Annotated in this window: 23 protein-coding genes and 1 pseudogene; 14 read left to right on the top strand and 10 right to left on the bottom strand. The window is 70.5% G+C overall.

The genetic code is table 11. From position 1 onward, the window contains the following. Positions 1 to 427: 427 nt before the first annotated feature. Positions 428 to 1,942, bottom strand: a complete 1,515-nt coding sequence (gene glpK / locus BN159_RS00925; RefSeq protein ID WP_015654981.1) for a glycerol kinase GlpK — start codon at positions 1,940 to 1,942, stop codon at positions 428 to 430. Positions 1,943 to 1,983: 41 nt separating this feature from the next. Continuing rightward, a complete protein-coding gene (locus BN159_RS00930) occupies positions 1,984 to 2,751 on the bottom strand; it encodes an IclR family transcriptional regulator (protein WP_041818682.1) in 768 nt (255 codons plus the stop codon). 141 nt (positions 2,752 to 2,892) lie between these two features. Here BN159_RS00930 and BN159_RS00935 point away from each other — a divergent pair, with 141 nt between their 5' ends. Further along, positions 2,893 to 3,363 (top strand): ATP-binding protein, encoded by a 471-nt coding sequence (locus tag BN159_RS00935; protein WP_015654983.1) that lies wholly within the window; start codon positions 2,893 to 2,895, stop codon positions 3,361 to 3,363. 63 nt (positions 3,364 to 3,426) lie between these two features. Here the strand turns inward: BN159_RS00935 and BN159_RS42600 are convergent, their stop codons facing one another. Both BN159_RS42600 and BN159_RS42605 read right to left on the bottom strand, forming a co-directional pair. Further along, positions 3,427 to 4,671, bottom strand: a complete 1,245-nt coding sequence (locus BN159_RS42600) for a zinc ribbon domain-containing protein (RefSeq protein ID WP_015654984.1) — start codon at positions 4,669 to 4,671, stop codon at positions 3,427 to 3,429. Beyond that, positions 4,638 to 4,967, bottom strand: a pseudogene (locus BN159_RS42605) (recombinase family protein); the annotation flags it as partial. The gene BN159_RS42600 and the pseudogene BN159_RS42605, both read right to left, overlap by 34 nt. 646 nt (positions 4,968 to 5,613) lie before the next feature. Between BN159_RS42605 and BN159_RS46715 the strand changes: the two are divergent. Then, positions 5,614 to 5,784, top strand: a complete 171-nt coding sequence (locus tag BN159_RS46715; RefSeq protein WP_231905550.1) for a GH32 C-terminal domain-containing protein — start codon at positions 5,614 to 5,616, stop codon at positions 5,782 to 5,784. A gap of 65 nt (positions 5,785 to 5,849) precedes the next feature. Here the strand turns inward: BN159_RS46715 and BN159_RS00945 are convergent, their stop codons facing one another. Continuing rightward, positions 5,850 to 6,476, bottom strand: a complete 627-nt coding sequence (locus tag BN159_RS00945) for a TetR/AcrR family transcriptional regulator (RefSeq protein WP_015654985.1) — start codon at positions 6,474 to 6,476, stop codon at positions 5,850 to 5,852. A 109-nt stretch (positions 6,477 to 6,585) separates the two neighbouring features. Between BN159_RS00945 and BN159_RS00950 the strand changes: the two genes are divergently transcribed. Beyond that, positions 6,586 to 7,644, top strand: coding sequence for an aldo/keto reductase (locus BN159_RS00950; protein WP_015654986.1), 1,059 nt, complete (start codon positions 6,586 to 6,588; stop codon positions 7,642 to 7,644). 199 nt (positions 7,645 to 7,843) lie between these two features. Next, entirely contained in the window at positions 7,844 to 8,197 is a 354-nt protein-coding gene (locus BN159_RS00955) for an ArsR/SmtB family transcription factor (RefSeq protein WP_015654987.1), read from the top strand. A gap of 52 nt (positions 8,198 to 8,249) precedes the next feature. On the opposite strand, the gene BN159_RS00960 is transcribed toward BN159_RS00955, so the two are convergent. Beyond that, positions 8,250 to 9,173: an alpha/beta hydrolase gene (locus BN159_RS00960; protein ID WP_015654988.1), complete on the bottom strand. Its 924-nt coding sequence runs from the start codon at positions 9,171 to 9,173 to the stop codon at positions 8,250 to 8,252. A 195-nt stretch (positions 9,174 to 9,368) separates the two neighbouring features. Here BN159_RS00960 and BN159_RS00965 point away from each other — a divergent pair, with 195 nt between their 5' ends. Together BN159_RS00965 and BN159_RS00970 are read left to right on the top strand one after the other, a co-directional pair. Continuing rightward, positions 9,369 to 10,259, top strand: a complete 891-nt coding sequence (locus tag BN159_RS00965; protein ID WP_015654989.1) for a helix-turn-helix domain-containing protein — start codon at positions 9,369 to 9,371, stop codon at positions 10,257 to 10,259. Between the two features lie 96 nt (positions 10,260 to 10,355). Then, positions 10,356 to 11,759 (top strand): sensor histidine kinase, encoded by a 1,404-nt coding sequence (locus BN159_RS00970; RefSeq protein WP_015654990.1) that lies wholly within the window; start codon positions 10,356 to 10,358, stop codon positions 11,757 to 11,759. 30 nt (positions 11,760 to 11,789) lie between these two features. Here the strand turns inward: BN159_RS00970 and BN159_RS00975 are convergent, their stop codons facing one another. Continuing rightward, positions 11,790 to 12,194, bottom strand: a complete 405-nt coding sequence (locus tag BN159_RS00975) for an SsgA family sporulation/cell division regulator (RefSeq protein ID WP_015654991.1) — start codon at positions 12,192 to 12,194, stop codon at positions 11,790 to 11,792. Positions 12,195 to 12,591: 397 nt separating this feature from the next. Here BN159_RS00975 and BN159_RS00980 point away from each other — a divergent pair, with 397 nt between their 5' ends. Beyond that, on the top strand, positions 12,592 to 13,251 hold the full coding sequence (locus BN159_RS00980) for a response regulator transcription factor (RefSeq protein ID WP_041818685.1): 660 nt from the start codon (positions 12,592 to 12,594) through the stop codon (positions 13,249 to 13,251). A 24-nt stretch (positions 13,252 to 13,275) separates the two neighbouring features. On the opposite strand, the gene BN159_RS00985 is transcribed toward BN159_RS00980, so the two are convergent. Then, the gene (locus BN159_RS00985; protein WP_041818687.1) at positions 13,276 to 13,641 is read right to left on the bottom strand and encodes a response regulator; all 366 of its coding nucleotides are present in this window, start codon (positions 13,639 to 13,641) and stop codon (positions 13,276 to 13,278) included. 287 nt (positions 13,642 to 13,928) lie between these two features. Here BN159_RS00985 and BN159_RS00990 point away from each other — a divergent pair, with 287 nt between their 5' ends. The 7 genes from BN159_RS00990 (at position 13,929) to BN159_RS01020 (ending at position 23,516) form a co-directional block, all read left to right on the top strand. Then, positions 13,929 to 16,715 carry an ATP-binding protein gene (locus tag BN159_RS00990; RefSeq protein WP_015654994.1) on the top strand — a complete coding sequence of 929 codons (2,787 nt, stop codon included), beginning with the start codon at positions 13,929 to 13,931 and terminating at the stop codon, positions 16,713 to 16,715. Between the two features lie 93 nt (positions 16,716 to 16,808). Beyond that, positions 16,809 to 18,533 (top strand): dolichyl-phosphate-mannose--protein mannosyltransferase, encoded by a 1,725-nt coding sequence (locus BN159_RS00995; protein ID WP_015654995.1) that lies wholly within the window; start codon positions 16,809 to 16,811, stop codon positions 18,531 to 18,533. A 111-nt stretch (positions 18,534 to 18,644) separates the two neighbouring features. Further along, positions 18,645 to 19,799, top strand: coding sequence for an acyl-CoA dehydrogenase family protein (locus tag BN159_RS01000; protein ID WP_015654996.1), 1,155 nt, complete (start codon positions 18,645 to 18,647; stop codon positions 19,797 to 19,799). Positions 19,800 to 19,920: 121 nt separating this feature from the next. Beyond that, entirely contained in the window at positions 19,921 to 20,349 is a 429-nt protein-coding gene (locus BN159_RS01005) for an SRPBCC family protein (RefSeq protein WP_015654997.1), read from the top strand. 267 nt (positions 20,350 to 20,616) lie between these two features. Then, the gene (locus tag BN159_RS01010; RefSeq protein WP_015654998.1) at positions 20,617 to 21,087 is read left to right on the top strand and encodes an SsgA family sporulation/cell division regulator; all 471 of its coding nucleotides are present in this window, start codon (positions 20,617 to 20,619) and stop codon (positions 21,085 to 21,087) included. Between the two features lie 171 nt (positions 21,088 to 21,258). Next, complete coding sequence (locus BN159_RS01015; RefSeq protein ID WP_015654999.1) at positions 21,259 to 22,113, top strand: Bax inhibitor-1/YccA family protein; 855 nt, start codon at positions 21,259 to 21,261, stop codon at positions 22,111 to 22,113. A gap of 170 nt (positions 22,114 to 22,283) precedes the next feature. Continuing rightward, positions 22,284 to 23,516, top strand: a complete 1,233-nt coding sequence (locus BN159_RS01020; RefSeq protein ID WP_015655000.1) for a cytochrome P450 family protein — start codon at positions 22,284 to 22,286, stop codon at positions 23,514 to 23,516. An 88-nt stretch (positions 23,517 to 23,604) separates the two neighbouring features. On the opposite strand, the gene BN159_RS01025 is transcribed toward BN159_RS01020, so the two are convergent. Together BN159_RS01025 and BN159_RS01030 are read right to left on the bottom strand one after the other, a co-directional pair. After that, positions 23,605 to 24,195 carry a hypothetical protein gene (locus tag BN159_RS01025; RefSeq protein ID WP_015655001.1) on the bottom strand — a complete coding sequence of 197 codons (591 nt, stop codon included), beginning with the start codon at positions 24,193 to 24,195 and terminating at the stop codon, positions 23,605 to 23,607. 42 nt (positions 24,196 to 24,237) lie between these two features. Next, positions 24,238 to 25,851, bottom strand: a complete 1,614-nt coding sequence (locus tag BN159_RS01030; RefSeq protein WP_015655002.1) for a tannase/feruloyl esterase family alpha/beta hydrolase — start codon at positions 25,849 to 25,851, stop codon at positions 24,238 to 24,240. Between the last annotated feature and the right edge of the window lie 47 nt (positions 25,852 to 25,898).

Raw genomic sequence — 25,898 nt, forward strand, 5'->3', positions numbered from 1 at the left:
CCGGAAGGGAGCGCTCCACTCCTCGATCCGCGCCGGGCTCCCGGACCGGCGGCCGCAGACCGGTGAACGCGTCCGCACGCGCCGTTCCATCCCAGCCACCCCTGGGCCTGCCCAGCCCGCAGAGCGCGGCGACCATCGGGGCCACATCCACCGTGCGGGCCAGGGCGTCGCACACCATCCGCGTCCCTACGACGCCCGCACTGCCCCCGACGAACAACGGGATGAACCTGACCGCCCTCCGCGAGGCATGCGCCACCCTCACCGCAGACCTCGAAACCGGCCAGCAAGACGACCCCATCCCCGACGAAACCGCCCACACCAGCTGGGAGCTCGCCCTCGAACGATCCGTCATCGACACACTGGCACGACGCTCCCAGGAGGCACATGGGCGGGCTGAGCAGGGGCCAGCCGCGGAAGGGGGGAGACGTCACGAGCGGCTCGGCGGTCGGATCCATCCAAGGGACCGCTGAACGGCTCGCTGCCAGCACTCGTACTCCCAGTCCCGCCGTTCGGGATCCATGTCCGGCAGCCACTGGGCGGCCCGGTGCCAGTTACGGCGCAGGATGGCCAGATCCGGCCAGTAGCCCACGGCGAGGCCGGCGGCGTAGGCCGCGCCCAGGGACACCGTCTCGGCGACCAGCGGCCGGACCACGGGCACGTCGAGCACGTCGGCCAGGAACTGCATGAGCAAGTGGTCGGACGTCATGCCTCCGTCCACCTTGAGCTCCTTCAGGGCGAGCGCGGAGTCGGCGTTCATGGCGTCGACGACCTCTCGTGTCTGCCAGGCGGTGGCCTCCAGGACGGCTCGGGCCAAATGCCCCTTGGTGATGTAGGAGGTGAGCCCGACGATGACGCCTCGGGCGTCGCTGCGCCAGTGGGGTGCGAACAGGCCGGAGAAGGCGGGGACGATGTAGCAGCCGCCGTTGTCCTCGACAGTGCGCGCCAGGGTTTCGATCTCGGGTGCGCTGTTGATCAGGCCCAGACGGTCACGGAACCACTGGACCAGCGAACCGGTGACGGCGATCGGGCCCTCCAGGGCGTAGACCGTGGGCTGCTCGGCGATCTTGTACGCGACGGTGGTGAGCAGCCCGTGCCGGGACCGTACGAGGTCGGTACCGGTGTTCATCATCAGGAAGCTGCCGGTCCCGTACGTGCATTTCGCCTCGCCGGGAGAGAAACAGGTCTGTCCGAACAGAGCCGCCTGCTGGTCGCCCAGGGCCGCCGCGATGCGCACGCCCGGCAGCACAGTGCGGGCCTCGCCGTAGCTCTCGGCCGAGGAGCGGATCTCCGGCAGCATCGCACGCGGGACCCCGAAGAACTCCATCAACACGTCATCCCAGGTCAACGTGCGGATGTCGATGAGCATCGTACGGCTGGCATTGGTGGCGTCGGTGATGTGCAGTCCACCGTCCGTACCGCCGGTGAGATTCCAGATCAGCCAGCTCTCCATCGTGCCGAAGAGCACCTCGCCGTCCCGGGCGCGCTGCTCCAGCCCGGCGACGTGGTCGAACAGCCAGCGGATACGGGGTGCGGAGAAGTAGGTCGAGGGAGGCAGACAGCAGCGTTCGAGGAAGAACTCGTTCCCAGGCTGGATCCTCAGGTCCTCCACGAGCGGCGCGGTGCGGGTGTCCTGCCAGACGATCGCCCTGCCCAGCGGAACGCCGGTCCGCCGGTCCCACAGCACGGTCGTCTCCCGCTGGTTGGCGATGCCGACGGCGGAGATCTGTCCGGGGTCCAGGCCAGCGTTGGACAGTGCCTCGGGCACGATGCGCTGGAGATTGCGCCAGATCTCGACGGCGTCGTGCTCGACCCACCCGGGCCGGGGGAAGTACTGCTGATGCTCCCGCTGGGCGACCGACACCAGCCGTCCGCTGTGGTCGAACAGAATGCATCGTGTGGAGGTGGTGCCCTGGTCGATGGACATCACATACCGTTCAACCATGATCGGGCCTGCTTTCCGATGGGTCACTCAGGCGCTGGGACCTACCAGCGGGCCGCGCCCAGGTCTCTGGAGATCGCCCGTGCCGCTTCCCGCAGCAAGGTGATCAGGGCCGGTTGAGGTCGGCCTTTGGTGTCGCAGATCCGCTCGACGGGACCGGAGACGCCGATCGCGCCCACCACAAGACCGCCCTGCCCCCGGATCGGTGCGGCGATTCCGGCTTCGCCCATGCTCATTTCCTGCACCTCGGCGCCCCAGCCGAGGTCCCGGATCTCGTCGAGCGCCCGGTTGAGGTCGTCCGGGAGGACCAGGGTGTGCCGGGTGTAAGCCTCCAGTTCGGTCTCCAGCAGGGGGACGACCGGCGCGGTGCCGAAGGCCAGCAGGACCTTGCCGAGCGAGGAGGCGTGCAGCGGCAGCAGCGCGCCCACGTCCAGAGTCTGGAGGGTGTCGTCTGGCCGGAACACGTGGTGGATGACGAGCACTCTGCCCTCCAGCGGCGTGCCCAGGCGGACGGTCTCCCCGCTGCGACCGGCCAGGGCGTCGGCCCAGTTGAGGGAGCGCGAACGCAATTCATTGACATCGAGGTAACTGGTGCCGAGGTGCAACAGCGCCGCGCCGAGCTGGTATTTCCCGGTCGCCGGGTCCTGCTCCACGAAGTCCACGTGTTGCAGCGTGCGCAGAATCCCGTGGGCTGTGCCCTTGGCCAGCCCGAGGGACGACGCCACCTCACCGAGGCCCAGCCGCCGGGAACCGCCGGCGAGCAGACGCAAGATCGCTGCCGCCCGTTCTATGGACTGGACCGGGCCGGTCATGAAGCGATAGTAGTCCGATTTCACCTCAATTTAGACCCGCGTTCGGTAATGCCGACCGCTGTTCGTTGACCGGCCCTATTTCCCTCCTTAGCGTGTCATGACGCCCGGCTCCCGGCCGGGCCGCATGCCTGAGGAGGGCCCATGATCATGGCGCAGCTCGGCACCGCGCCTCGCGGGGAGGTGAAACACATCTTTCCGGTGCCGCACGCCCCGGGGGCGGTCTCATCGCTACGTCGACATGTACGCGCGGTCCTCACCGACTGGACGCTGACGGGCGACGTCATCGAAGACGTGCTCCTGGTGGTCTCGGAACTGCTCACCAATGCGATCGTGCACGCCCTGCCGCCGGCGACGCTGAGGCTGACGCGGGGCTCGGTGGATCAGCACGGCGTCGTACGCGTCGAGGTGACCGACACCGGACCTGCGGCTCCGGCACTACTGCCGACAGCTGCCTGTGACCCGGACGAGCACGGCCGAGGTCTTGGCATCGTCACCACGCTGTCGGTTCGGTGCGGCGTGCGAGCGCACTCCGGCGGGACCAGCCGGTGGGCAGAGGTGTTCGTGGGGTTCGGCGGGTCGGGCGGAACCGTGGCAGGCGTCACCGGGGAGTGACGGCAGGTCGGCCCTCGCTACCAGGCTGAAGCGTCTCGGAAACTCTGTGTGTGCCTGAGGGCTTCAGGCTTTTCGGGCGCGGCGTGGCCGTGTGCCGTCACGGTGGGGTCCGAACCTCGGGGTGAGGGGGTGGACTTCGGTGGCGTGCAGGTGGTGGAAGCCGGTCCGCTCGGCGGCGCGGGTGCGCCGCCGGCAGGTTTCGCGGGCGAGCCGCCCTGTCCTGGCCGGAGGTGGCTCCGGCCAGGACAGGGCGATTACTTCATGACCTGGCACCGGCCCGTGAGGTGTCGGTGCCTGGGTGTCATGCCCCGCCGGACGCTGGACCACTCCGAGAGGGGTGGTGGCGGGGACCGTACGCACCTCAGGCGTACGGCGGGAGGTCTTCGGCCGGCGGGCCAGGGTGGGGTGGGGCTTGCCGGGGGTGGTCTTCGGCCCGGGCGACCTGGCGGGCAGGGCTGCCGCGCGGCGGGCGCTGGCCAGGCGGCGGGTGGTCTTCTTCGGGCGCCGCACGCAGGCCACGGTGCCCTCGACGGGGGTGCGGATGGTGCGGGTGCCGGTGGCGCGCTCGGTGATGGTGTGGGCCTGGGCGAGCAGGCCGCGGGAGACGATGCGGCGGGCGGCGGCGTGGTCGCGGTCCAGGGACAGGCCGCAGCCGGTGCAGTGGGCCCATTTCCAGCCGTGCTCGGCCAGCCGGTCGGGTGCCGGGTGGTGGCCGAGCGTGCCCAGGCACTTCGGGCACAGGGCGGAGGTGCCCCGGGCCGGGACCGTGACCACGGTGATGCCCTGCTTGGCGGCCAGGTGCCTCATTGCCTCGGCGACGGTGCTGCGGACCTGCCCGGACAGCCGGGCGTTGCCCCGCCGCCGGCCGCGTGTTTCGAGGGTGGCGAGGTCTTCGAGGTAGATCACGGTGGCGCCGAGTGCTTCGGCCTGGTCGATGGCCCAGCGGGCGGCCGACCAGGCCAGCGCGTCGTTCAGGTGCCGGATGCGGGCGCATACCCGCTCGTGCTCGACCTCCACCATCGCGGCTTTGACCAGGAGTTCACCCCAGGCAAGGTGCGGGGAGCCGAGCCCGTCCGCCAGGGCGCGGTAGTGGTCGCGTCTTGCCGCGAGGTGTTCGCGGTGGGTGCGCAGCCGGTGCAGCTTCGCACTGACCGCGCTGGCGTCGTAGACAAGGGGACGGCCGTCGGTGACCACCCGCGCCGTTTCGCCCCGGCCCGTCAGGCGGCCCAGGGCTCCGGTGAGCAGGGTGTTCACGCCCCAGTCGAAGCCGACCGCTACGGTGTGCCCGGTGGCCGGGGCGGCGGCCACCGGGCGGGAGTGCGGCAGGTCGACGGCGATCCCCCCGTGGGGGTGGGGCGCAGGGTCGGAGCGTGCAGGACGGCGTCTGGCTCGACGGTGGCGGGAAGACGCAGGTCGATGACGTGCCAGGCCCAGTCACGGCGGGAGAAGGGCGCGGCGCCCAGCGGGAGTTCCCCCGCCGCGGCCCGCTTCAGCAACCGGTCAAGACCCGGACGCGACTCCCGCAGCCCCGAGGCCCGGTCCCGGAACACCGCACCCGAAGCCGAGGCCCGCAACTCCGCCTCCTGCGCGGCCAGCGACGACTCCTGCCCATTGGTGCCCCAGACCGCACATACAGCGCCTCACGCCGCTCGGCCGACGCCGCGTTCCCCGTCAACGCGTCCAACGCCCCCATGGCAAAACGCCGTTCCCTGCCCACCCACACCACCGGGACCCTGCCCTCGTTCGCCCACAGCCGCAAGGTCCCGGGTGCACACCCACCCTGCGCGCGGCCACCGCCAAACGAAGAAGCTCCATGACCACAGACCCTACGGTCGCATCAGCACCGGACAGCCCGACCCGGCGCGAGCCCCACACCATCGCATGACAGATCACGGGATTACCCAAAGGTCCACGCCAACCCTGCTATGCAGCATCAGCAAGGATCCCTAAGGGAAACACCCAACAGTTGAAGAGCCTAATACTCCAGCAGCGTTCCGCTATCTGGACTGGTCAGGAGGCGTTGCCCGGAGTGTAGTTGGCTGATGGTGTGTCAGGGGCGGTCTTGGCGAACCGGCCCTCCAACGGGTGGATTCGTCGTCGGTAGTGGCCGTCTGCTCACCTCACCGGACGGCACGGAGTACCTGGACATGCTCCACGACGCACTGACGGGCGAAGTGGTCGTCGACCGCACTCACGCCTCTGGACCGGCGCGCAAAGCACGGCAATTGGCGCCTGCCGCCCGAAGGTCCCGTGGCAACCCTGCGGATCCTGCTCGACCACTCGGTCGCCGAGATCTTCACCGCTGCCGGCCGCGCACTCACACTGCGGTTCTATCCTGTGGGCGAAGGGCCGTGGCGGGTGCAGGTGGATGCGGTGGGGGTCGGTTCCGCCGCGTATACCGTCAAAGCGTGGGACTTGTGACACCGGCTCGGGTCACCTTCCGCAGCAGAGCGGGCACCTCTCCCAGCACGACCGCGGCCTGCTGCTCAGTCAGCTTCTTCGCGGCGCACATACACCCCCGCACGCGCGGCGGCCGCCGCGGCCTCGGCGGCGCGGTCCGCCGCCGGTTCGTCGAGGGCGTTGCCGCTCGTCAGCAGGCGGTAGTAGAGGGGAGCCGAGACGGCGCGGATCACCTCGTGGGGGTCGGTGTCCGCGGGCAGTTCGCCGCGGTCGACGGCCTGCTCGACGCAGGGGGCCCATTCCCTGACGCGGATGTCGTAGAAGCGGTGCAGTGCCTCGGCCGTCTTGGGCTCGCAGGTGGCTGCCGCGATCACCGCCTTGAAGAGCGCGCCCTGCCTGGAGTCCGCCAAAGTGCGTTGCACGAGGCGGGCGTTGGCCTTGAGGTCGCCGAGGAGTGAGCCGGTCTCGGTGCGCGGCAGTGACTGCTCAGCCATGTCCAGCAGCAGGTCGGCCACCAGACCGGTCACAGTTCCCCAGCGGCGGTAGACGGTCGTCTTGCCCACCTCGGCACGGCGCGCGATGTCGGCCAGGTCCAAGCGGGCGAAGCCCCCTTCGGCCAGGCTGTCCCCGGCCGCCTGCAGCACCGCCGCGCGCACCCGCGCCGTCCGCCCTCCGGGCCGAACGGTCCCCGGCTCCGCATCCTTCATACCCATAACGGGACCCCAGTTTCGTTTATCGCCTTGCCGTGCTAGCTTGGCACCTCATACTAACGGCACCACGGAACCGTTAGCGAGAATCGGCTGAGGAGATTGGGGTACGGCCATGGAATACAGGCGGCTGGGTGCATCCGGGCTCAAGGTTCCCGCGCTGAGCTTCGGTGCCGGCACTTTCGGCGGCCGGGGACCGCTGTTCGGCGCCTGGGGCACCACCGACGCACGGGAAGCGCGCCGCCTCGTGGACATCTGCCTTCACGCCGGGATCACCATGTTCGACACCGCCGACGTCTACTCCGGCGGCGCGTCCGAGGAGGTCCTGGGCGAAGCGATCAAAGGCCGCCGGGAGCAGGTGATCGTGTCCACCAAGACCAGCCTGCCGATGGGTGACGGCCCGGGCGACGCGGGATCCTCACGGTCGCGCCTGATCAGGGCGTGCGAGGACGCGCTGCGCCGGCTCGGCACCGAGTACATCGACCTGTTCCAGTTGCACGCCTTCGACGCCGGCACCCCGGTCGAGGAAGTCCTGTCCACGCTCGACGACCTGGTCCGCGCGGGAAAGATCCGCTACGTCGGCGTCTCCAATTTCTCCGGCTGGCAGGCGATGAAGTCCCTCGCCGTCGCCGAGAAGCACGGCCATCCGCGCTACGTCGCCCATCAGGTCTACTACTCCCTCATCGGCCGCGACTACGAGTGGGAGTTGATGCCCCTCGGACTCGACCAGGGCCTCGGCGCGCTCGTCTGGAGCCCGCTCGGCTGGGGACGGCTCACCGGCAAGATCCGCCGCGGCAGGCCACTGCCCGCCGGCAGCCGACTGCACGACACCGCCGACTTCGGCCCGCCCGTCGAGGAAGAGCACCTCTACCGCGTCGTCGACGCCCTCGACGAGATCGCGCAGGAAACCGGCAAGGCCATCCCGCAGATCGCCATCAACTGGCTGGTGCAGCGGCCGACCGTCTCCTCCGTCATCATCGGCGCCCGCAACGAAGAGCAACTGCGCCAGAACCTCGGCGCCGTCGGCTGGTCCCTCACCCCGGACCAGATGGCGAAACTCGACGCGGCGAGCACCAGGACGGCGCCCTACCCCTATTTCCCCTACCAGCGCCAGGAGGGCTTCGCCCGCCTCAACCCGCCCGTCACTGAGGTCAGCCCTCCGAGCGCGGCCTGAACAGCACTCAGGGCCCGTCCGCAGAACGCGGAACGGGCCCCGAAACCGAGCGCTGGGCAGGCCTTGCACCTGCATCTCCCCGCAGGAAGCGGGACGCCTTTCCTTGGACCACCAACGCAACGCCAGCCACCCGCAATTGCGGGCGCCCAACTCATGGGCAGAGCCAGCGGAGATTCCGACGTCGTTCCCGCGAGTAGCCATGCCCCGCCCCCGCACCGCCGCACGGACGGTGGAGCATCCCGCGCTGGCGGGAGTCTCCGTCCAGCAGGTGCTCGAGGCTCTGGTGGATCCGGTGCGGCGTGCGGTCGTCCGGCAGCTCTCGCGCTCCGGACAGGAGATCAGCTGCGGGAACTTCGACGTGTCCGTCTCCCGCTCCACCCTCACGCACCACTTCAATGTGCTGCGCGAGGCCGGTCTGATCCGCCAGTACTACGTCGGGACGACGAAGATGAACGCCCTGCGCGCCGACGAGATGGACGAGCGCTTCCCCGGGCTGCTGCCCGCCCTGATCGCGGCATCCGCCGGCGAAGAGGCCGGCTCACCTGTGGCGTGACGCCGCGCGGGTCGTCCCTCCAAAGGCCCGCAGGCAGCCGGAGTACGGATGATCACTTGCTGTCGAGGCCGGCCGCGAAGAAGTCGGTGAGCTTGTCGACGGCGAGGTCGATGTACTCACGCTTGTCGTAGAGATCGACGTGGCTCGCGCCCTTGATCCAGTGAAGTTCCTTGGTGCCGATGGCGCGCTGGTGGGCCTCGATGGCCATCCAGGCGGTGACAGCGTGCTCCCCGATGATCTGCAGGAGGGGGCGGGGAGCGATGAGGGGAACGGCGAAGAAGGCGTCGTAGAAGGCGAGTTTGTCGATGCTCTCCCAGGCCAGGGACTTCGCGGAGCGTTCGTGCTCACCGCGGGCGGTGCAGTAGTACTCGTACCCCTCGACGCCGTGCTGCCCACCGAGCGCGCCGGCCTGTTCGGCGGTCTCGGGGAACATGGTCATGGCGCCGGGGTCGCCGCCGCGGGCGGCGGTCGTGCGTGCCTGGGCGGCGGCGTCCAGCAGGGTCTGGAAGACCGCGGGGTCCTGTGTGGCGTCCGCGCCGAGGCGGAACTGGCGGGAGGGGTCGGCGGTGCACACGGTCGCCACGGCCTTGACCCGGTGGTCACCGCCGGTCGCGGCGAGGGAGTAGCCGCCCGAGGCACAGATGCCGAGCAGGCCGATCCGATCCGGGTCGACCTCGTCGCGGGTGACGAGGTAGGAAACAGCCGCCTTGAAGTCCTCCACCCGCTGGGCGGGGTCCTCAAGTCCACGTGGCAGGCCGCCCGACTCCCCCTGGTGAGCGGCGTCGAAGGCGAGCGTGACGAAGCCGCGTTCGGCCATCAGCTGGGCGTACGTGCCGGACGTCTGTTCCTTGACCCCGGTACCGGGGTGGCCGACGACCAGCGCCGGGCGCGGACCCGAGGCCGGCGTGTCGGGCAGGTAGAGGTGCGCGGCGATCTCGACACCGGCGCTGTCGAAACGGACGCTGGTCCTGGTCATGAAATCAACTCTCCTTGTCTGAGTGGACATTCGAGCCACGGCGGGGGCCTCGGGAGGGGTTCGCGCCTCACCGGGCACACATCCACACTGCACCGTCGTCACCGCCCGCTGAAGAGACAGGTTTCTGCCTGGGAAAGAACCTTCCCCCTCACACATGTCTCGTGCTCCGCGACACCGCGTGACACACTGGGGAGCATGCAACCGACGTCTCCTTCTCACCTCGGCGCGTTCCTCAAGGCCCGTCGCGCGCAGCTCGATCCGCAGGAGTGCGGTCTGCCGGAGACGGACTCCGCGCGCCGAGTGCCCGGGCTGCGCCGCGAGGAGGTCGCCCGGCTCGCCGCGATCAGCGTGGACTACTACACCCGGCTCGAACAGGGCCGAGTGCGTGCCTCGGCCGCTGTCCTCGCGACACTGGCCCGCGCCCTGCTCCTCGACGACGACCAGCAGCGCTACCTGTACGAACTCGCCGGCCGAACCGACGACCGGCCCCGTCGCCGCCGTCCCGCCCAGCGGGTACGGCCCGCCATGCGGCGCCTGCTGGACCAGCTCACCCACGCTCCCGCCCTGGTCCTCGGCGAGCGGCTGGACATCCTGGCCTGGAACCCCGCCGCCACCGCCCTGTACACCGACTTCTCCGCCCTGCCCGCCGGCCGGCGCAACTACCTGTACGTGCTGTTCACTGACCCCGTGATCCGCGGCATGCACAAAGAGTGGGCCCATGACGCCCGGGACGCGGTCGCCGCGCTGCGGATGACTGCCACGGCCGGGCCCGATGACCCCGACCTCGCACGGCTCGTCGGTGAGCTGTCCGTCCGCGACACGGACTTCCGTACCTGGTGGGCGGAACACCGCGTCAACAGCGCGTCGTACGGGACCAAGCACTACCGCCATCGCCTCGTCGGCGATCTCACCCTCGACTGCGACACCTGGGGCGGCTCGGACGGCTCCGGACAACGCCTGATGGTCCTGACCGCCGAACCCGGCAGCCCTTCCCACGACGCCCTGCGCATCCTCACGTCCTGGACCGCCGAGGCACCCGGCGCCCATTCCACGCAGGACGGGACCCGGCCCGCTGCCTCGCCGTGACCGTGCCGGTCATCCCCCGTCGGGGACACACTTCGTCCGCCCGCCTATACATTGCACACTCAAGGTGTGTCGGTCCCTTCTATCGGTAGGCGGAGCATGAGGGCGTGGCGGGGGTACAAGGGTCGGCGACTGGGGCTCACGAGCCTGACGGTCGCGGCGGGCAGCCTGCTCGGCCTGCTGATATGTGTCGTGTTCACCGTCCTGCTGTGGGCGATCGCCGACGCGAACAGCTCCGTCTCGGCCCGGCGTGCCTCCCGGACAGCCCTCGTCGAGGCGGGCGCCATGAAGCAGTTGCTCCTCGACCTGGAGACGGGCCAGCGCGGCTTCGTGATCACCGAGCGGGAGCCCTTCCTCCAGCCGTGGCGGGCAGCGCGCGCGGGATATCCCGCAGCGGCGCGGCGTTTCACGGAAAGCACCACCTCCCCCGAACAGCAGCGTGCCGCCGAGCACATCACGCGCGACGTCGAATCCTTCCTGAACGACTACTCCGTGCCGCTGGTCCAGATGGTCCGCCGGGGCGACCCCACCGCCTCCGGCCTCGCGATGACGGCCGAGGGCAAACAGCGCGTCGACGCCCTGCGGGCCGAGTTCGACCGGTACATGGCCCACGAACGCGCCCAGCTCGAGGAGCGCTCCGACGCCGCGGGGTCCAACAGCCACCAGGCGGTGCTGACCGCAACCGTGGGACTCGCGGCGCTGACCGCGCTCGTCACCGTCTTCACCCTGCTCCAACACCGTGCGGTGGTGGGGCCGGTACGCGGAACCGCCGCCGCGGCCGAGCAACTGGCGGGCGGAGACCTGAGTGTGCGGGTTCCGCCCAGCAGGGTTGCCGAGATCTCGGCACTGGGCGGCTCCTTCAACACCATGGCGGCATCGCTCCAGGACAGCCGCAGACGCATCATGGAGAGCACCGAGGCCGTGCACCGGCGTACGGCACGGGATCTGCACGACGGGGCCCAACAGCGTCTGGTGAGCCTGATGATCGGGCTTCGGCTGGCGCGGGAACTGATTCCCGACACCGAGACGACCGCGACCGAGCTGCTCGATCAGTCGATCGACAACGCGCAGACCGCGATCAACGAGTTGAGGGAACTCGCCTCGGGCATCTACCCCCTCGTCCTGACCGTGAAGGGACTGGTCGCGGCGGTCAGGGACCTGGCCGCCCGGTGCCCAGTGCCCACCGTCGTGGAGAGTCGGGACGAACGGCGGATCTCCCCGACCGTCGAGTCCAACGCGTACTTCGTGGTGGCCGAGGCCGTGACCAACGCGGTCAAGCACGCCCAGGCCTCCCGGATCGACGTCACCGTCGAATTCGGGGACGTGTTGCGGATCCGCGTCACCGACGACGGGATAGGCGGCGTGGGCAAAGCCTCCAGCGGCAGCGGGATGCTGGGGCTGGCGGACCGAGTGGCGGCCTTCGACGGCACCCTCGCCATCGACTCCCCGCCCGGCGGTGGTACCACCCTCCTGATCCGGATCCCGGTGCCGGAATCGGCGTGAACCCGGCGAGTACGTCGCCGTCCGGTCGCGTCACTCCGCCAGCTGGACCAGTTCGTCCCAGTCCACGCCGTCCAGCTCGGTCCCCAGCGGCACCATGGCATACGTCCGGGACAGCCAGTCCTCCACGGGCTCGGCGGGGATCTCGAACAGTGCCGTGTGGTCCGACCCCAAGAGCACGCGGAAGGAGGACGGCTCGCCGTCCTGGTCGAACACCGGCCAAATCGCCACATCGCCCTCGCCGGAGCGGACGGCCATGCCCTCGGTCAGGAGCTCCCGCAGGAAGATCCAGCGCACCGGCCGCTCCCCGTCGCTGTCGAGCAGCAGGGTGACGGCGAGCGGGTCTTGTGTGTCGTAGGAGAACTCGCAGCTCAGTCTGAAAGGGAGGGCGGACGTCACCCAGTGTGTGATCTCCAGGGAGAGGTAGCACTTATTCATGGTCGCCTCCAAGGGGCTCGGCCGGTCAACCGGCTTGAAAACGTGGGGTCGTGCTCCCGCGCATGGCTCGGGACGTACGGCGATGTCTTGGACGAACGGGCCTGATGGATCGCTTGCGCCAAGTCTCGGAGCGGGGCGCCGTTGGGTCTGTCGTGCGTTCCCTCGCCCGTTCTGGGGGCGCCCCCACGTCGTTGTAGGGTCCACCCCACACTCGGGTCGGGTGACGTGGGGGTTCTCCGCCGGTCCGATAGAGCCGGAGGGACGGGTTCCGGGCTTCGACGCGCAGAGGTGTCGGGTTGTCCCCGGGGCGCCCCGCAGGTGTGCCCGTGGGTCAAGTCTCAGGTGTGCCGTTCCCGCGCCATGTATGCGTGATGCCGGGCAGGCTAGTATGCCGCCCATGAGCCAACCACTGCGGGCGGTGCTCGGCGAGGACCAGCCGATCGTGCGCGAAGGTGTCATGACCATCCTGCGCAGGGCAGGCATCGATGTGGTCGAGGCCGTCGAGGACGCGGTGGACCTGGTCCGTGCCACGGAGGAACACCTGCCCGATGTGGTCATCACCGACATCCGGATGCCGCCGGGCCTTCAGGACGACGGTCTGCGGGCAGCGCAGAAGATCCGAGCGGCGCGGCCCGAGACGGCCGTCATCGTGCTCTCCCAGTTCCTCGACGCCTCCTACGCCCTCGACCTGGTAGGGGACGACCCGAGCGGAGTGGGCTACCTCCTCAAGGAGAAGGTGGCGAGCCCGCAGATCCTGATCGACGCCATCGAGCGGGTCGTCGCGCGTGACTCGGCGCTCGACCCCGACGTGATCTCAGCCCTGCTCGGACGCAAGCGTCCCGAGGATCCGCTGGCCGCGCTGACGCCGAAGGAACGGGAGGTCCTGGCGCTGATGGCCGAGGGCCACTCCAACACGGGGATCTCCCAGAAGCTCTTCGTGAGCGTCGCCGCCGTGGAACGCCATGTGACCGGCATCTTCATGAAACTGGGGCTCAGTCAGACGGCTTCCGGGCAGCACCGGCGCGTGCTGGCGGTGCTGCGCTACCTCGGCCAGTAGCCGCCACGTCCGGATGGCCCGATGTCAGGGCGCGGAGCGGGTGAACAGGCTCCGCAGATCGGCGTCGAACAGCCGGTCCTTGGCGACGAAGGACGCGATTCCCGCGCGGCGCAGTTCCTCCTGCGACCACAAGGACTTGTCGGTGGAGGTCAGCACGATCCGCGGCGGGTCGTCCTCCTCGGTCAGCCGCCGCGCCACGCTCAGCCCGTCCAGGTCGGGCAGGTGCAGGTCCAGCAGCAGCCCATCGGGGCGATGTTCGCGCACCGCGGCCAGCGCCGAGGCACCGTCCCCGGACTCCGCCACGACACGCAGGCCCCGTGCCGTGAGCAGCGTCGTGGCGATACGGCGGAATCCGGGGTCGTCGTCGACGACGACGATGTCGATGCACATGAGTCTCAGCATGCACAACGCCCGTGCGGCCGGACCATAGGGGGAGCCCTACGGTTTGCGCGCCGCTCGCAGGGCGCCCCTCACCCGGGCTCCGGGGGCTACGCGAGGACGACAGTCGGCCAGCGGGCATACGTATGCACACCTGCCTTGCATCCTCTTGCCTGAACGCGCTCCTCGCGGAACCGTCCTGCCGCCCTTCGCCGCGCGGCGCGGATCTGCGGCCTGCGCTACCGTTCCGTCCGAAAGGGGCCCCTCCGGCCCGGGGGCGGAAAGGGGCGTGGCCTGTGATGTTCACTGATGCGGTGCGGGTCGGCGCCGCCGACGTCCTGGTGGGCCGCGAGCGCGACCTGGACCACATCCTCGGGTTGTTCGAGCGGGACTCGGAGGGCACGCTGCTGCTGTCCGGGGAACCCGGCGTCGGCAAGTCCGCGGTGCTGGACGCACTCGCCAAGGCCGCCGCTCAGGAGGGCACCCGCGTATTGCGGGCAGCCGGTGCCGAGTTCGAGGCGGACGTCAGCTATTCGGCGCTGAACCAGATCCTGCTCCCGCTGCACGGCATTCTCGACCGGCTCGCCGCTCCCAGCAGTGAGGCCTTGGGTGTCGCCCTCGGCTTCGGTGGCGGGGCGGCGCCCGAGCGTCTGGTCGTCTGTAACGCCGCGCTGAGCCTGCTTCGAACCGCGGCCCAGGACGGTCCCGTGCTGCTCCTCGTGGACGACCTCCCCTGGGTGGACCGGGCGAGCGCCGCAGTCTTCGGCTTCCTGGCCCGACGGCTGTCCGGTGGCCCGATCCGCTTCCTCGCCGCCTCCCGCACCGGCCTGGGTAGCTTCTTCGACGGCAGCGGACTTCCGTCGTACGAGCTGCCCGCCCTGGACACCGACTCCGCCGCCCGCCTCGTCGACCTGCGCTTCCCCGACCTGGCTCACCCGGTGCGCCGGCGCCTGCTGGAGGACGCCCAGGGAAACCCGTTGGCTCTGCTCGAACTCCCCGGCGCCCTGCGCGCGGACCAGCGCCGGGCGCGGCAGGTCCTGCCGGCGGTCCTGCCGCTGGGCGAGCGCCTGCAGTCCTTGTTCGTCACCCGGATCCGGTCCCTTCCCGCCGCGACCCGCACGCTCCTCCTGCTCGCCACCCTGGACGGCACCGGCGACCTCGGAGTGCTGTCGGCCGCCGCCAAGGCGACGGAGGGGGAATCGGACCTACGTGCCCTGGATGTCGCCGAACAGGACGGGCTGGTGCGGGTGGAGGAGTCCCCGCGTCGCCTGGTGTTCCGGCACCCGCTGATCAAGTCGGCGGTCGTGGAGGAGGCCACGAGCAGCGCGCGGCGCACGGCACACCGCGCCCTGGCGGGGGTGCTGGCGGGCAAGCCGGAGCGGCGGGCCTGGCATTTGGGGGAAGCCACCCTCCAGCCCGACGAGGAGGTGGCCCTCCTGCTGGAGCGTACGGCGCGGCAGATCCAGGACCGCGGGGACGCCGTGGCCGCGATCGCCGCGCTCACGCGGGCCGCTGACCTCAGTCCGCACGACACCGACCGCGCACGCCGGCTGGCGGAGGCCGCGTATGTGGGCGCGGAGGCGATCGGCGCGCTGAGCGGTGCTTCGGCGCTGCTGGAGGACGCCTGGCGGGCGGATCCCCAGCACGGCGCGTCGCTGCGTTCGGCGACCGCCGCCGTCCAGCTCCTGCTGAACAGCGACGGCGATCTGGCCACGGCGCACCGCCTGCTGGTCGGCGCCATCGAGGAGGGCGACCACGGCTTCGACGCCGAGGACCCGGCGCTCATCGACGCGCTGCACTTTCTGCTGCTGTTGTGCAACTACGGGGCCCGCGAGGAGTTGTGGGCGCCCTTCTACGCGGCCGTGTCCCGGCTGCGTCCCGCTCCCCCGCCGTTGTTGCAGGTGGCCGCCCGCACGTGGGGCGACCCGGCCCACGCCGACGAGGCGACACTCCGCGCGCTCGACGAGATCATCGCCGGGACGGCGACGGAGACCGACCCCGCCCGCATCGTCCGGGTGGGCACCGCCGCGGTGTACCCGGACCGGCTGGCGGGGGTGCGGGAGGTGGCGTGGCGGCTGGTGCGGCAGGGCCGCGAGGGCGGCCCGGTGCGCCGGCACATCGGTGCCCTGCTGCATCTGTGCCTGGAGGACTACCACCGCGGCGCGTGGGACAGGGTCCTGGAGCTGTCCGAGGAGGGACTGACCCAGTGCGCGGAGTCCGGGTACACCGTGTGCACCTGGTTCTTCCAGTACACCAAGGGCTTGGTGACCGCGTCCCGGGGTGACACCGGGACGGCGCATGCGCTCGCCGACGCGATGACGAACTGGGCGGCGCCGCGCGGCATCCGGGAGGCCGTGCACTGCGCCCAGCACGTGCACGCGCTCGCGGACATCGCCGAGGGCGACTTCGACGCGGCGTTCGGGCGGGTGAGCGCGATCAGCCCGGCAGGCAGTTTCCCCCCGTACGTCGCGCACGCGTCGTGGGTGTTCTTCGAACTGGTGGAGGCCGCCGTGCGCACCGGCCGGAGCGCCGAGGCGGTCGCCCACGTGCGCGCCTTGCGCCGGACGAACGTACCCGGGCTCTCGCCCCGGCTCGCCCTGCTGGCCGACGCCGCCGAGGCACTCGTTACGGAGGACGACGCCGAAGCGGCCCGCCTGTTCGCCGCAGCGCTGGCCACTCCGGACGCGGACCGGTGGCCGTTCACTGTGGCCCGGGTGCGTCTGGCGCGAGGTGAGCGACTGCGGCGCTCGCGGGCACTGTCCGATTCCAAGGCGCCGCTGGCGGCAGCGTTGAGCGCCTTCGAGCAACTGCGGGCCTCTGCCTGGGCTGAGCGGGCGCGCAAGGAACTGCGGGCGGCCGGCCGGGCCGCCCCGTCGGCCGATGGCGGGACCGGTGCGTCGCTCACGGCTCAGGAGCGCGAGATCGCGGAACTGGCCGCGTCCGGCCTGACCAACAAGCAGATCGCCGAGCGCCTGTTCATTTCGCACCGCACCGTGGGCGCCCATCTGTACCAGATCTATCCCAAGCTCGGCATCGCGTCCCGGGTAGCGCTGCGGGACGCACTGCACCGGCAGGATCCGGACTGAGGCGCAGTCCTCAACTGCCCTGCGCTTGACGGTCCATGGCCGTCTTTCGGCCACCGGCGACTCACCGACGGGAACGACGTTTAGGGTCGTCCGGTGACGAGTAGCAACACGACCGGTTTCCCCGTCCTCGACGAGACCCGTCCGCCAACGGCGCCCAGGAGCTGGCAGGAACGCCTCCGCCGGTACGGATACGTGGCACGCCCGAGCACCGACGTCCGCGAGCGTCTTGTTCCACCGTTCCCGCAACCACCGGCTCGCCTGTGGGAGTTCACACGTGTCGCGCCGGAACGGGTGTACCGCGTCGCGAAGGTGATGGAGTGGCTGGGGCCGGTACTCGTCGCTGTCCTGGCCGGAGCCATCCGCTTCTGGCAGCTCGGCCGGCCGCGGGCGGTCGTCTTCGACGAGACGTATTACGCCAAGGACGCCTGGTCCCTGTTGCGGCTCGGCTACGAGGGCACCTGGCCGGACCGCAAGATCGCCGACCCGCAGATCCTCGCCGACCCGCAGGTGATACCGCTCTCCGACACCGGGGCCTTCGTCGCGCACCCGCCGACGGGCAAGTGGGTGATCGCCCTCGGTGAGTGGATGTTCGGCCTGGACCCGTTCGGCTGGCGCTTCATGACGGCGGCTCTGGGCACGCTGTCGGTGCTCATGCTGTGCCGAATAGGCCGCCGCCTGTTCCGCTCGACACTCCTGGGCTGTTTGGCCGGCGCGCTGCTGGCGGTGGACGGTCTGCACGTCGTGATGAGCCGCACCGCGCTGCTGGACCTCGTCGTCATGTTCTTCGCCCTGGCCGCCTTCGGATGTCTCCTGATCGACCGGGACCAGGCCCGCGGCCGGCTCGCGGCGGCCCTGCCGGTCGGCACGGACGGCCAGGTACGGCCGAACGCGCAGACCGGCGACCGCGCCGGGACGGGCATCCGCCCCTGGCGGCTCGCCGCGGGTGTCTGCCTGGGACTTGCCGCCTCCAGCAAATGGAACGGCCTGTACGTCCTCGCCTTCTTCGTCGTCCTGACGCTGCTGTGGGACGTCGGCGCCCGCCGCGTCGCCGGGGCGCGCCGGCCCTACCAGGCGGTGCTGCGCAAGGACGCCGGCTGGTCGGTCCTCTCGCTGGTCCCGGTCGCCGCGTTGACGTACCTGGCGACCTGGACCGGCTGGTTCCTCTCGGACGACGGCTACGGGCGCCACTGGGCCGACGGCCGCGGCGGCGCCTGGTCCTGGATTCCCGCGCCGCTGCGCAGCCTGTGGCATTACGAGTACACCGTCTACGACTTCAACGTGGGGCTGCACACCGCGCACGACTACGAGTCCAGCCCCTGGAGCTGGCTGGTCCAGGGCCGCCCCGTGCTGTTCCACTACCAGTCGCCGAAGCCCGGACAGGACGGCTGCCAGACGGCGGCCGACTGCTCGCAGACGGTCCTCGCCCTCGGCACCCCGCTGCTGTGGTGGTCGGCGTGCTGCGCACTGGTGTACCTGCTCTTCCGCTGGGCGCTGCGCCGCGACTGGCGCGCCGGCGCCGTTCTGTGCGCGGTGGGCGCCGGCTATCTGCCCTGGTTCCTCTACCAGGACCGCACGATCTTCTCCTTCTACGCGGTCGTCTTCGTCCCGTACCTGTGCCTGGCCGTAGCGATGACGCTGGGCGCCGTGGCGAGTCCGAGGGGCGCGTCCGACACCCGCCGTACCGTGGGCGTGGCGACGACGGGCGTGCTGGTTCTGCTCATCGCCTGGAACTTCATCTACTTCTTCCCGATCTACACCGGCCAGACGATCCCCTACCCTGACTGGCACGCCAGAATATGGTTCGACACCTGGCTGTGAGGGCTCACACACACCCACACATCGGGAACACGTGTGCATTGCGGCAACGGCACACGTATCTTCATCGCATACCGGCACACGCTGCCGATCGTCGCACGATGGAGAATCCCCATGAGTACGCACGAGACCAACCCCCTCCGCCTGCCCGAACTGCTGGCGGCCTCCGTGCGGGCCGCCGCCGAGGAGATGGACGCCGACCGCGACCTGCCCGCCCAGCTGGTGCGTGAGCTGCGCGACAGCGGCGCCTTCCGGCTGCTCACCCCCGAGGAAGTGGGTGGGTTCGAGGCCCCGCTGGAAAGGGTGTTGAAGGTGTACGAGGGCTTCGCCCGCCTCGACGCCTCGGTGGCCTGGACGGTGTGGAACGCCAACTGGGGCTTCCTCGCCGCCCTGCTCGGCGAGGACGGCGCCGCCAGGATCTGGGGGGACGGTCCCGAACCGGTCTTCGCCAACGCCGGTCAGCCGGGTATGGCGATGGTGACCGAGGAGGGCTACCGACTCTCCGGCACGTGGCAGCTCGTCAGCGGCATCGACCGGGCGGACTGGCTGGTCGTGGTCGGTGTCGTCGTGGCGGACGGCGGCCCTCGCCTGACCGAGGCCGGCACCCCGGACGTACGACTGTTCGCGCTGAGCCGGGACCAGCTGACGGTCCAGGACACCTGGAACGTCAACGGCATGCGCGGCACCGGCAGCAACACCGTGGTCGTCGACAGCGCCCTGGTCCCCGACGAGCTGGTGGCGCGTTTCGACGTACCGGCTCGCCTTCAACGCCCCCTCTACCAGGGCTTCGTACCCGCGCTCGTCTTGCCCGGCTGCTCCGCGGTGGTGCTCGGCGTCGCGCGGAGCGCCATCGAGGAGGTGGTGTCCCTGGCCACGACCAAGAGCACGATCACCGGTGGCACGCCCGCGGAGTCCGGTCGTACGCAGGCGCTGGTGGCCCGATCCGAAGCGGCGCTCAAGGCGGCCCGAATGCTGCTGCTGTCCGCCGCGGCGGACATGGACGCGTCCGGGGCGAAGGGCGCGCCCGCCACCCTGGAGCAGCGTGCCGCCCTGCACGCGGCGATGTGCCATGCCGCGGAGGTGAGCCGCGAGGTCCTCGTGACCATGTACGAACTCGGCGGCTCCTCCTCGATCTACCGCGACAACCCCGTCGAGCGGCTGTTCCGCGACGGCATGGTGGCACTCCAGCACGCCAACCACTCCGCGGCCTTTCTGGAGGCGGTCGGCCGCGTGCGCTTCGGCTTCGATCCGGGCGTGCCCCTGTTCTGAGAGCCGTGGTCGAAGCGGGTCTGGGAGACCCACAGAAAAGTAACCGTCTTGACAGGTGACACCGATCCCTGCGAATCTCGCGTCACCAGTCAGAGCAGTTACTTCGCAGTGAGGAAAACCCATGACAGTCGTACGGTTCGATCTCGTCTCCCGGCTCAGCCAGAAGGATGTGCTGGCGGTGCTGACGGACTTCAGCCCTTCGCGCGCACAGTCCTGGCCCACGATCGACGCCGAACACTTCGAGGTGCACGAGCTCGGCGACACCTGGGCCGAGGTCACCGAAGGCACCGCCGCCGCCTGGGAGCGGGCCCGCTACGAATGGGAGCCGTCCGGGGACACGGTCACCGTCACCACCCTCGACTCCAAGCTGTTCGGGCCCGGCGGCGGCTGGGTGTTCCGGATGACCCCCGAGGGCGACGGCACCCGGGTCGACGTCGAACTCACGCGCCGGCCAGGCACACTGAAGGGCAAGATGCTCGCCTCGCTCCTCCCCCTCGTCGCCCCGTCATCCCTGCGCAAGTCCTTCGCTGGTCCGTTGCAGAGCGCGTGACGTACAGACATCGACCATCAGGCACCCGTCATCCGCCTCACACACAGCCCCGCTCGTGGCCTTCCGACCGCCTCGGCCGCCGGCGGGGCTTCGTCGTGCCCAGCACATTGACTTACGGCAGTCACCCCATGGTGCGCATGGCAGATCCCGGGGCCGTCGACCGCCGTGCGCGGCCCAGCCCTTTGACCGTCAACTGACCGATGTGCGGGTTGCGTTCCCCGCGGAGAGTGAGACACACACCTCGTCCCACGGAGGGGAACCCCTGTCATGCACCGTGATCACTCACCACTGCGGGCGCGTTCGGCGCCGGAGCTCGTGCCGTCGCTACTGCTGGACATCGACCAGTTGCTCGACGAGTTCACGCGGCTGCCGATGCGGGCGAGGTTCCGGTTCGACCCGGACATGGCCGCGGTGGTCACGGTCGAGTTCCTGGCGGACCGAGGGCCCAGCCTCTTCTGGCACATCGGCCGTGAACTCCTGTACCGCGGCGTGTCGTCGATGAGCGGTTCCGCCGATGTGCGGATGTGGCCGACGCTCCCCTCAGAGCGGCCCACGTCATGGCTGCTGCTGGAGTCCGAGGAGGTGGAGGCCCTGTTCGAGCTGCCCACCGGCCCGCTGACGCAGTGGCTGGACGCCACCTACCGGATCGTCCCGGCCGAAAGGGAGATGGACGGCCTCGACTGGGACGGCTTCCTCAGGGAACTGCTCGACGACGCGCCGGGAACGCCATCCGAGTGACCGCCCGTCCGGCCGGACTTGCTTCCCCTTGCGTCACCTGCCAGAGTGGTGACGCAAGAGGTTGCCGCATCGGCCAGAGTGGCCGACCGCTGGCACACGTATGCCGCCACCCGGCGCCCGACGACAAACACTTGCCATGGGCCGCGATCGCGGCGGACGAGGAGGAACGACGTGAGGACCAGCAACCCGATCTTCTCCCGCTGGAGCGCCGCCCGCGGCGCGGGCCCGGCGGGCACGTACCAGCGCGAGCCGGTGCGCGCCACTGTCGGCGCTCAGCCGACCGACGACTACCCGACCAACCCCTACGGCTCCCCCGCCGACACGGACAAGCCCGCCGGCTCGACCACGGTGACCATGGACGACGTCGTCGTCCGCACCGCGACGACCCTCGGCGCCGTAGCCCTGACCGCCGTGCTGTCCTGGCTCCTGTTGCCCGTCGACGAGGCGAACCTCGGCCGGTCCTACGGCGTCGCCCTGGGCGGCGGTCTCGCCGCCGTCGTCCTGTCCCTGGTCCAGGCGTTCCGGCGGGCGCCGGCTCCGGCGCTGATCCTCGGGTACGCGGCGTTCGAGGGCGTGTTCCTGGGAGTGCTGTCCAGCACGGTGTCGAGCTACCTCGCTCCCGGCGTGGTCGTCCAAGCCGTACTCGGCACCTTCGCGGTGTCCGCGGGCACGCTCCTCGCCTACCGCATGCGCTGGATCCGGGTCACCCAGCGCTTCGCCGGATTCGTCGTCGCCGCCGCGACCGGATTCCTGCTGCTCCTCTTCGCCGACCTCCTCTTCTCCGGGTTCGGCGCGGGCCACGGCCTCGGCTTCCACAGCGGCGGCCTCGGCATCGCCTTCGGTGCCCTCGGCATCGTGCTCGGCGCGGCCTTCCTCGCCCTGGACTTCAAACAGGTCGAGGACGCCGTCGCCTACGGCGCCCCGCGCGAGGAAGCCTGGCTGGCCGCTTTCGGGCTCACCATGACCCTGGTGTGGATCTACTTGGAAGTGCTGCGGGTGCTGACCATCTTCAACAGCGACAGCTGAAGTCTTCCGACGCGACAGGGGCATGCGCACCGCGCATGCCCCTGTCGCGTTTTTCCGTGCGTCTGCGAACTCCTCACCGGACCTGGCTCGTTGCCATGACGAAGGGCCCGGGGGCGCCGCTCGGACATCCCCCGGACACCACACGACCGCCAGAACGGGAGACACGTCCCATGAGCCCCCACGAGCAGTGCCTGTACGAGGACGGCCGAGTGAACCTGGGTCCGGCCTTCAAGGCGGACGCCCCCGGGCAGTACGCCCGGCTGCGGGACCGCGGCCCGATCCACCCAGCCCACTTCCACCTCGGTCTGCGGGGCTGGGTGGTCGTCGGCTACGACCTGGCCCGAGAGGCCCTGACCCATCCGGGTCTCCTCAAGGACTCCACGCCCGCCGCCGAGGCCCTGACCGCCGCCGGATACGTCCTCAACAAGCCGTCGGTGGGGCTGGGCGCGCAGATGCTCGAGGCCGATCCGCCCGAGCACGGCCGCCTGCGCCGGCTGGCCTCGGCCGCGTTCACCGCGCGCCGCACGGCCGAACTGGCCCCGCGCGTCGAACAGATCGCCCACGACCTGATCGACGCCCTGCCGGCCGCCGGTGAGACCGACCTCGTCGAGGCGTTCAACGCGCCGCTGCCCACCACCGTGATCGCCGAACTCTTCGGCATCCCCGAGGAGCACCACGCGGACTTCCGCCGCTGGTCGAGCTACGCCCTGCAGGTCGCCTCGCCCGAGCACCGCCCCGCGCTGGCCGGACTGCACGCGCTGCTGGCCGACCTGATCGCGGCCAAGCGGCGTGACCCCCGCGACGATCTGCTCTCCGCCCTCGTCGGCGTCCGCGACGAACAGGACGGACGACTGTCCGAGGAGGAACTGGTGGGTACCGCCATGATGCTCGTCGTCGCGGGCCACGAGAGCACCGTGAACCTGCTCGGCAACGCCACCCTCGCCTTGCTGCGCCACCCCGACCAGCTCAGGCGGTTGCGCGAGCGGCCGGAGCTGTTGCCGGGCGCGGTGGAGGAGTTCCTGCGCTACGACACCTCCGTCGAGCGCTCCACAAGCCGCTACGCCGCGTACGACCTGGAACTGGGCGGAGTGCGCATCCCCCGGGGCGGTATCGTCGTCGTAGCCCTCGGTTCGGCCGGGCACGACGCCCCGCAGGCCGAGGACACCGACCCCTCCGTCCTCGACGTGAGCCGGCCCGGAGCCCGTCACTTGGCCTTCGGGCACGGCATCCATCACTGCCTGGGCGCCCCGCTGGCCCGGCTGGAGACGGCCATCGGACTGCGGACCCTGCTGTCCCGCGTCCCCGAGCTGGAACTCGCGGTGCCGGTGGACTCGTTGGAGTGGATCGGTTCGGGCATCATCCGCGGCGTGCGATCCCTTCCGGTGCGCTACCGCCTCGCCTGACCGCCGCAGGACCCCGGCCCGCACAGCACGAAGTCCCGGCCCGCGCCACGGGGCGCGGGCCGGGACGGCTCCGGAAGGGGTACGGGGATCAGACAGTGCGGGTGCGCAGTTGGCGGGTCTTCCAGCCCAGCAGCGCGGCCTGGGCGATGAAGAACACCCCGCCGCCGGTCGCGTAGACCGACAGCACGTCGAGCGAGGGATCGTCGCCCGCGGCCTGGATGTTGTAGAAGACGCCGACGAGGAAGGACAGGCCGCCCGCGATCAGCATCGGCCACTGCTTGCCCAGTTCGGGGCCGCGCCGCCGGAGCCCCACCAGCACCTGGGCCGCGCCGGAGACGACGGCCCAGGCGCCGAACACATGCAGCACCGGCGCCACACCGCCGGCCCCGGCGACGCCGACCGCGACGGCGGCGAGGGTGCTCAGCACCCCGTTGAACGCGGTGACCCGGCGCTCCGAGCCGTCGGGGAGGGCACGGTGGTCGATGAACGAGGACACCGCGTCGATCAGCGGATACGCGACCAGCAGGGTGATCGCCACCGCGTCGACGTCCTCGTGGGCGCCGGCGAAGGCCAGGGCCCATGCCACGGCGAGGACGCCTCGGCCCAGGTACAGCCTCAGCAGGGAGGAGCGTCCGTCCGTCAGCGCGGGCTCCGACGGCGTCGTGGTCCGGGTGCTCATGATGATTCGGCCTCTCTCAGGTCAGGGGCGTCGGCGGCCCGGTCAGTGCCGGGACGGGGAGACGCAGCGGAAACTGGCGGCGGCGTCCAGGTCGCCGTAGCCCTGGTAGCGGGACACCTTGGGGTAGCTGCACAGGTTGCGGGCGAACTGCTCGCCGTCGGCGTTGACGAGGGTGGCGGTCAGCGTCTTGGGCGCCTTGCCGTGCTCGACCCAGGCGGTCAGGGCGGCGAGGCCGTCGGCCGAACCGTCCTGGCCGTTGAGACCGCAGTGGTTGGTGCCGGGGGCCAGGAAGAGACGGTAGAAGTCATCGACGTTCTTGGCGCCGCCCATCGTCCGCTCGACCCGCTCGCGGTAGTCCGCGGTGCCCTGGGTCGGGATGAACTCGTCGGCCTGACCGTGCCAGGTCAGGAGCTTTCCGCCGGACTCGCGGAAGGCGGACAGGTCCGGGTCGTCCGTGCCGATGATCTCGCCGTACTCGGCCTGGGACTGCTTGAAGAGCTGGGTGAACTGGCTGTAGGTGACCGTGGAGAGGTCGAAGGACGGGTCCTTCTTCACCCAGTACGACAGCCAGGCGGCCGGCACCGGGAAGGGAGCGCCCTTGATGACTCCGTCGGTGTCGGGCGCGCTGGAGGCCAGGCCCTTCAGGTCGGCTCCGACCGGGACACCGGGCCAGAGCTTCTTGCCGGTGACGGTGCGCGGGCCGTCCCAGATCTTGCGCACCACGGCCGCGTCGGCCGCCGTGATGGTCACCTCCTCGCCGTTGCACACGAGCTTGGTGCCGATCAGCCGACGGGGGTCGAAGTCGCACCGGGAGGCGTCGTTGACGAGGCCGTCCCTGGCGCCGTCGAGTGTGTCGCAGGCCTTGACGGCGGCGTTGGTGAAGGCGTCCAGCTCGCAACTGGTCGGATAGGTCTTCTCGTTGTTCATGACGACCTGCGGCCACAGGGTGGCTACCTCGTACTTGGCCCAGCTGATGGCGGGCGCGTCGGCGAGGATGCCGTCGTAGTCGTCGGGGTAGCGCTGGGCCTCCATGTAGCCCTGGCGTCCGCCGGTGGAGCAGCCGGTGAAGTACGAGTAGGCGGCGTGCCTGCCGTAGACCGCGTCGACGACCTGCTTGCCGACCACGGCCGCCTCGTGCTGGGAGCGGGAGGCGAAGTTCTTCAGCAGGGCGGTGTCGACCTGTCCCGCGCCGTTCAGTGCCCAGGCGGTGTCAAGGACGTCTCCGACGCCGGCGTCGGTGGTGGTCGCCGCGTAGCCGTTCTTGACCGCGGTGGCCAGATCGACGCCGTTGTCCCCGGCGCGGTAGGCGGCGCCACCGAGCCCCTGGAAGCGGCCGTTCCAGCCCTGCTCGGGCAGCCAGGTCCGCACGGTGGCGTGGTCGTCGGCGCCGGGGTGGGAGATGGTCGTGGTGACCTCGCAGAAGGCCGGAACGCCGGTGACCTCCCCGCCCAGCAGGCCGGTGCCCTTGATGGTGCCGCCCGGCCGTAGGACCGCCGTCACGGACTCCACCTCGGTGCCGGCTGGGGCCTTCACCGTCACCGTGTCGCAGTTGAACGGCTTGGCGGCGGAGGTCTCGGCGCCTGCCGACGCCGTCGGCAGGTAGACCGCCGCGGTCAGCGGCACACCGGCCGCGAGGACAATCAGAAGTCGTCTCATGGGATTCCGTCCAAGAAGTAGGTGTGCGCCTCGACAGGGCGGCACAT

The organism is Streptomyces davaonensis JCM 4913, from assembly GCF_000349325.1.
Lineage (GTDB): Bacteria > Actinomycetota > Actinomycetes > Streptomycetales > Streptomycetaceae > Streptomyces > Streptomyces davaonensis.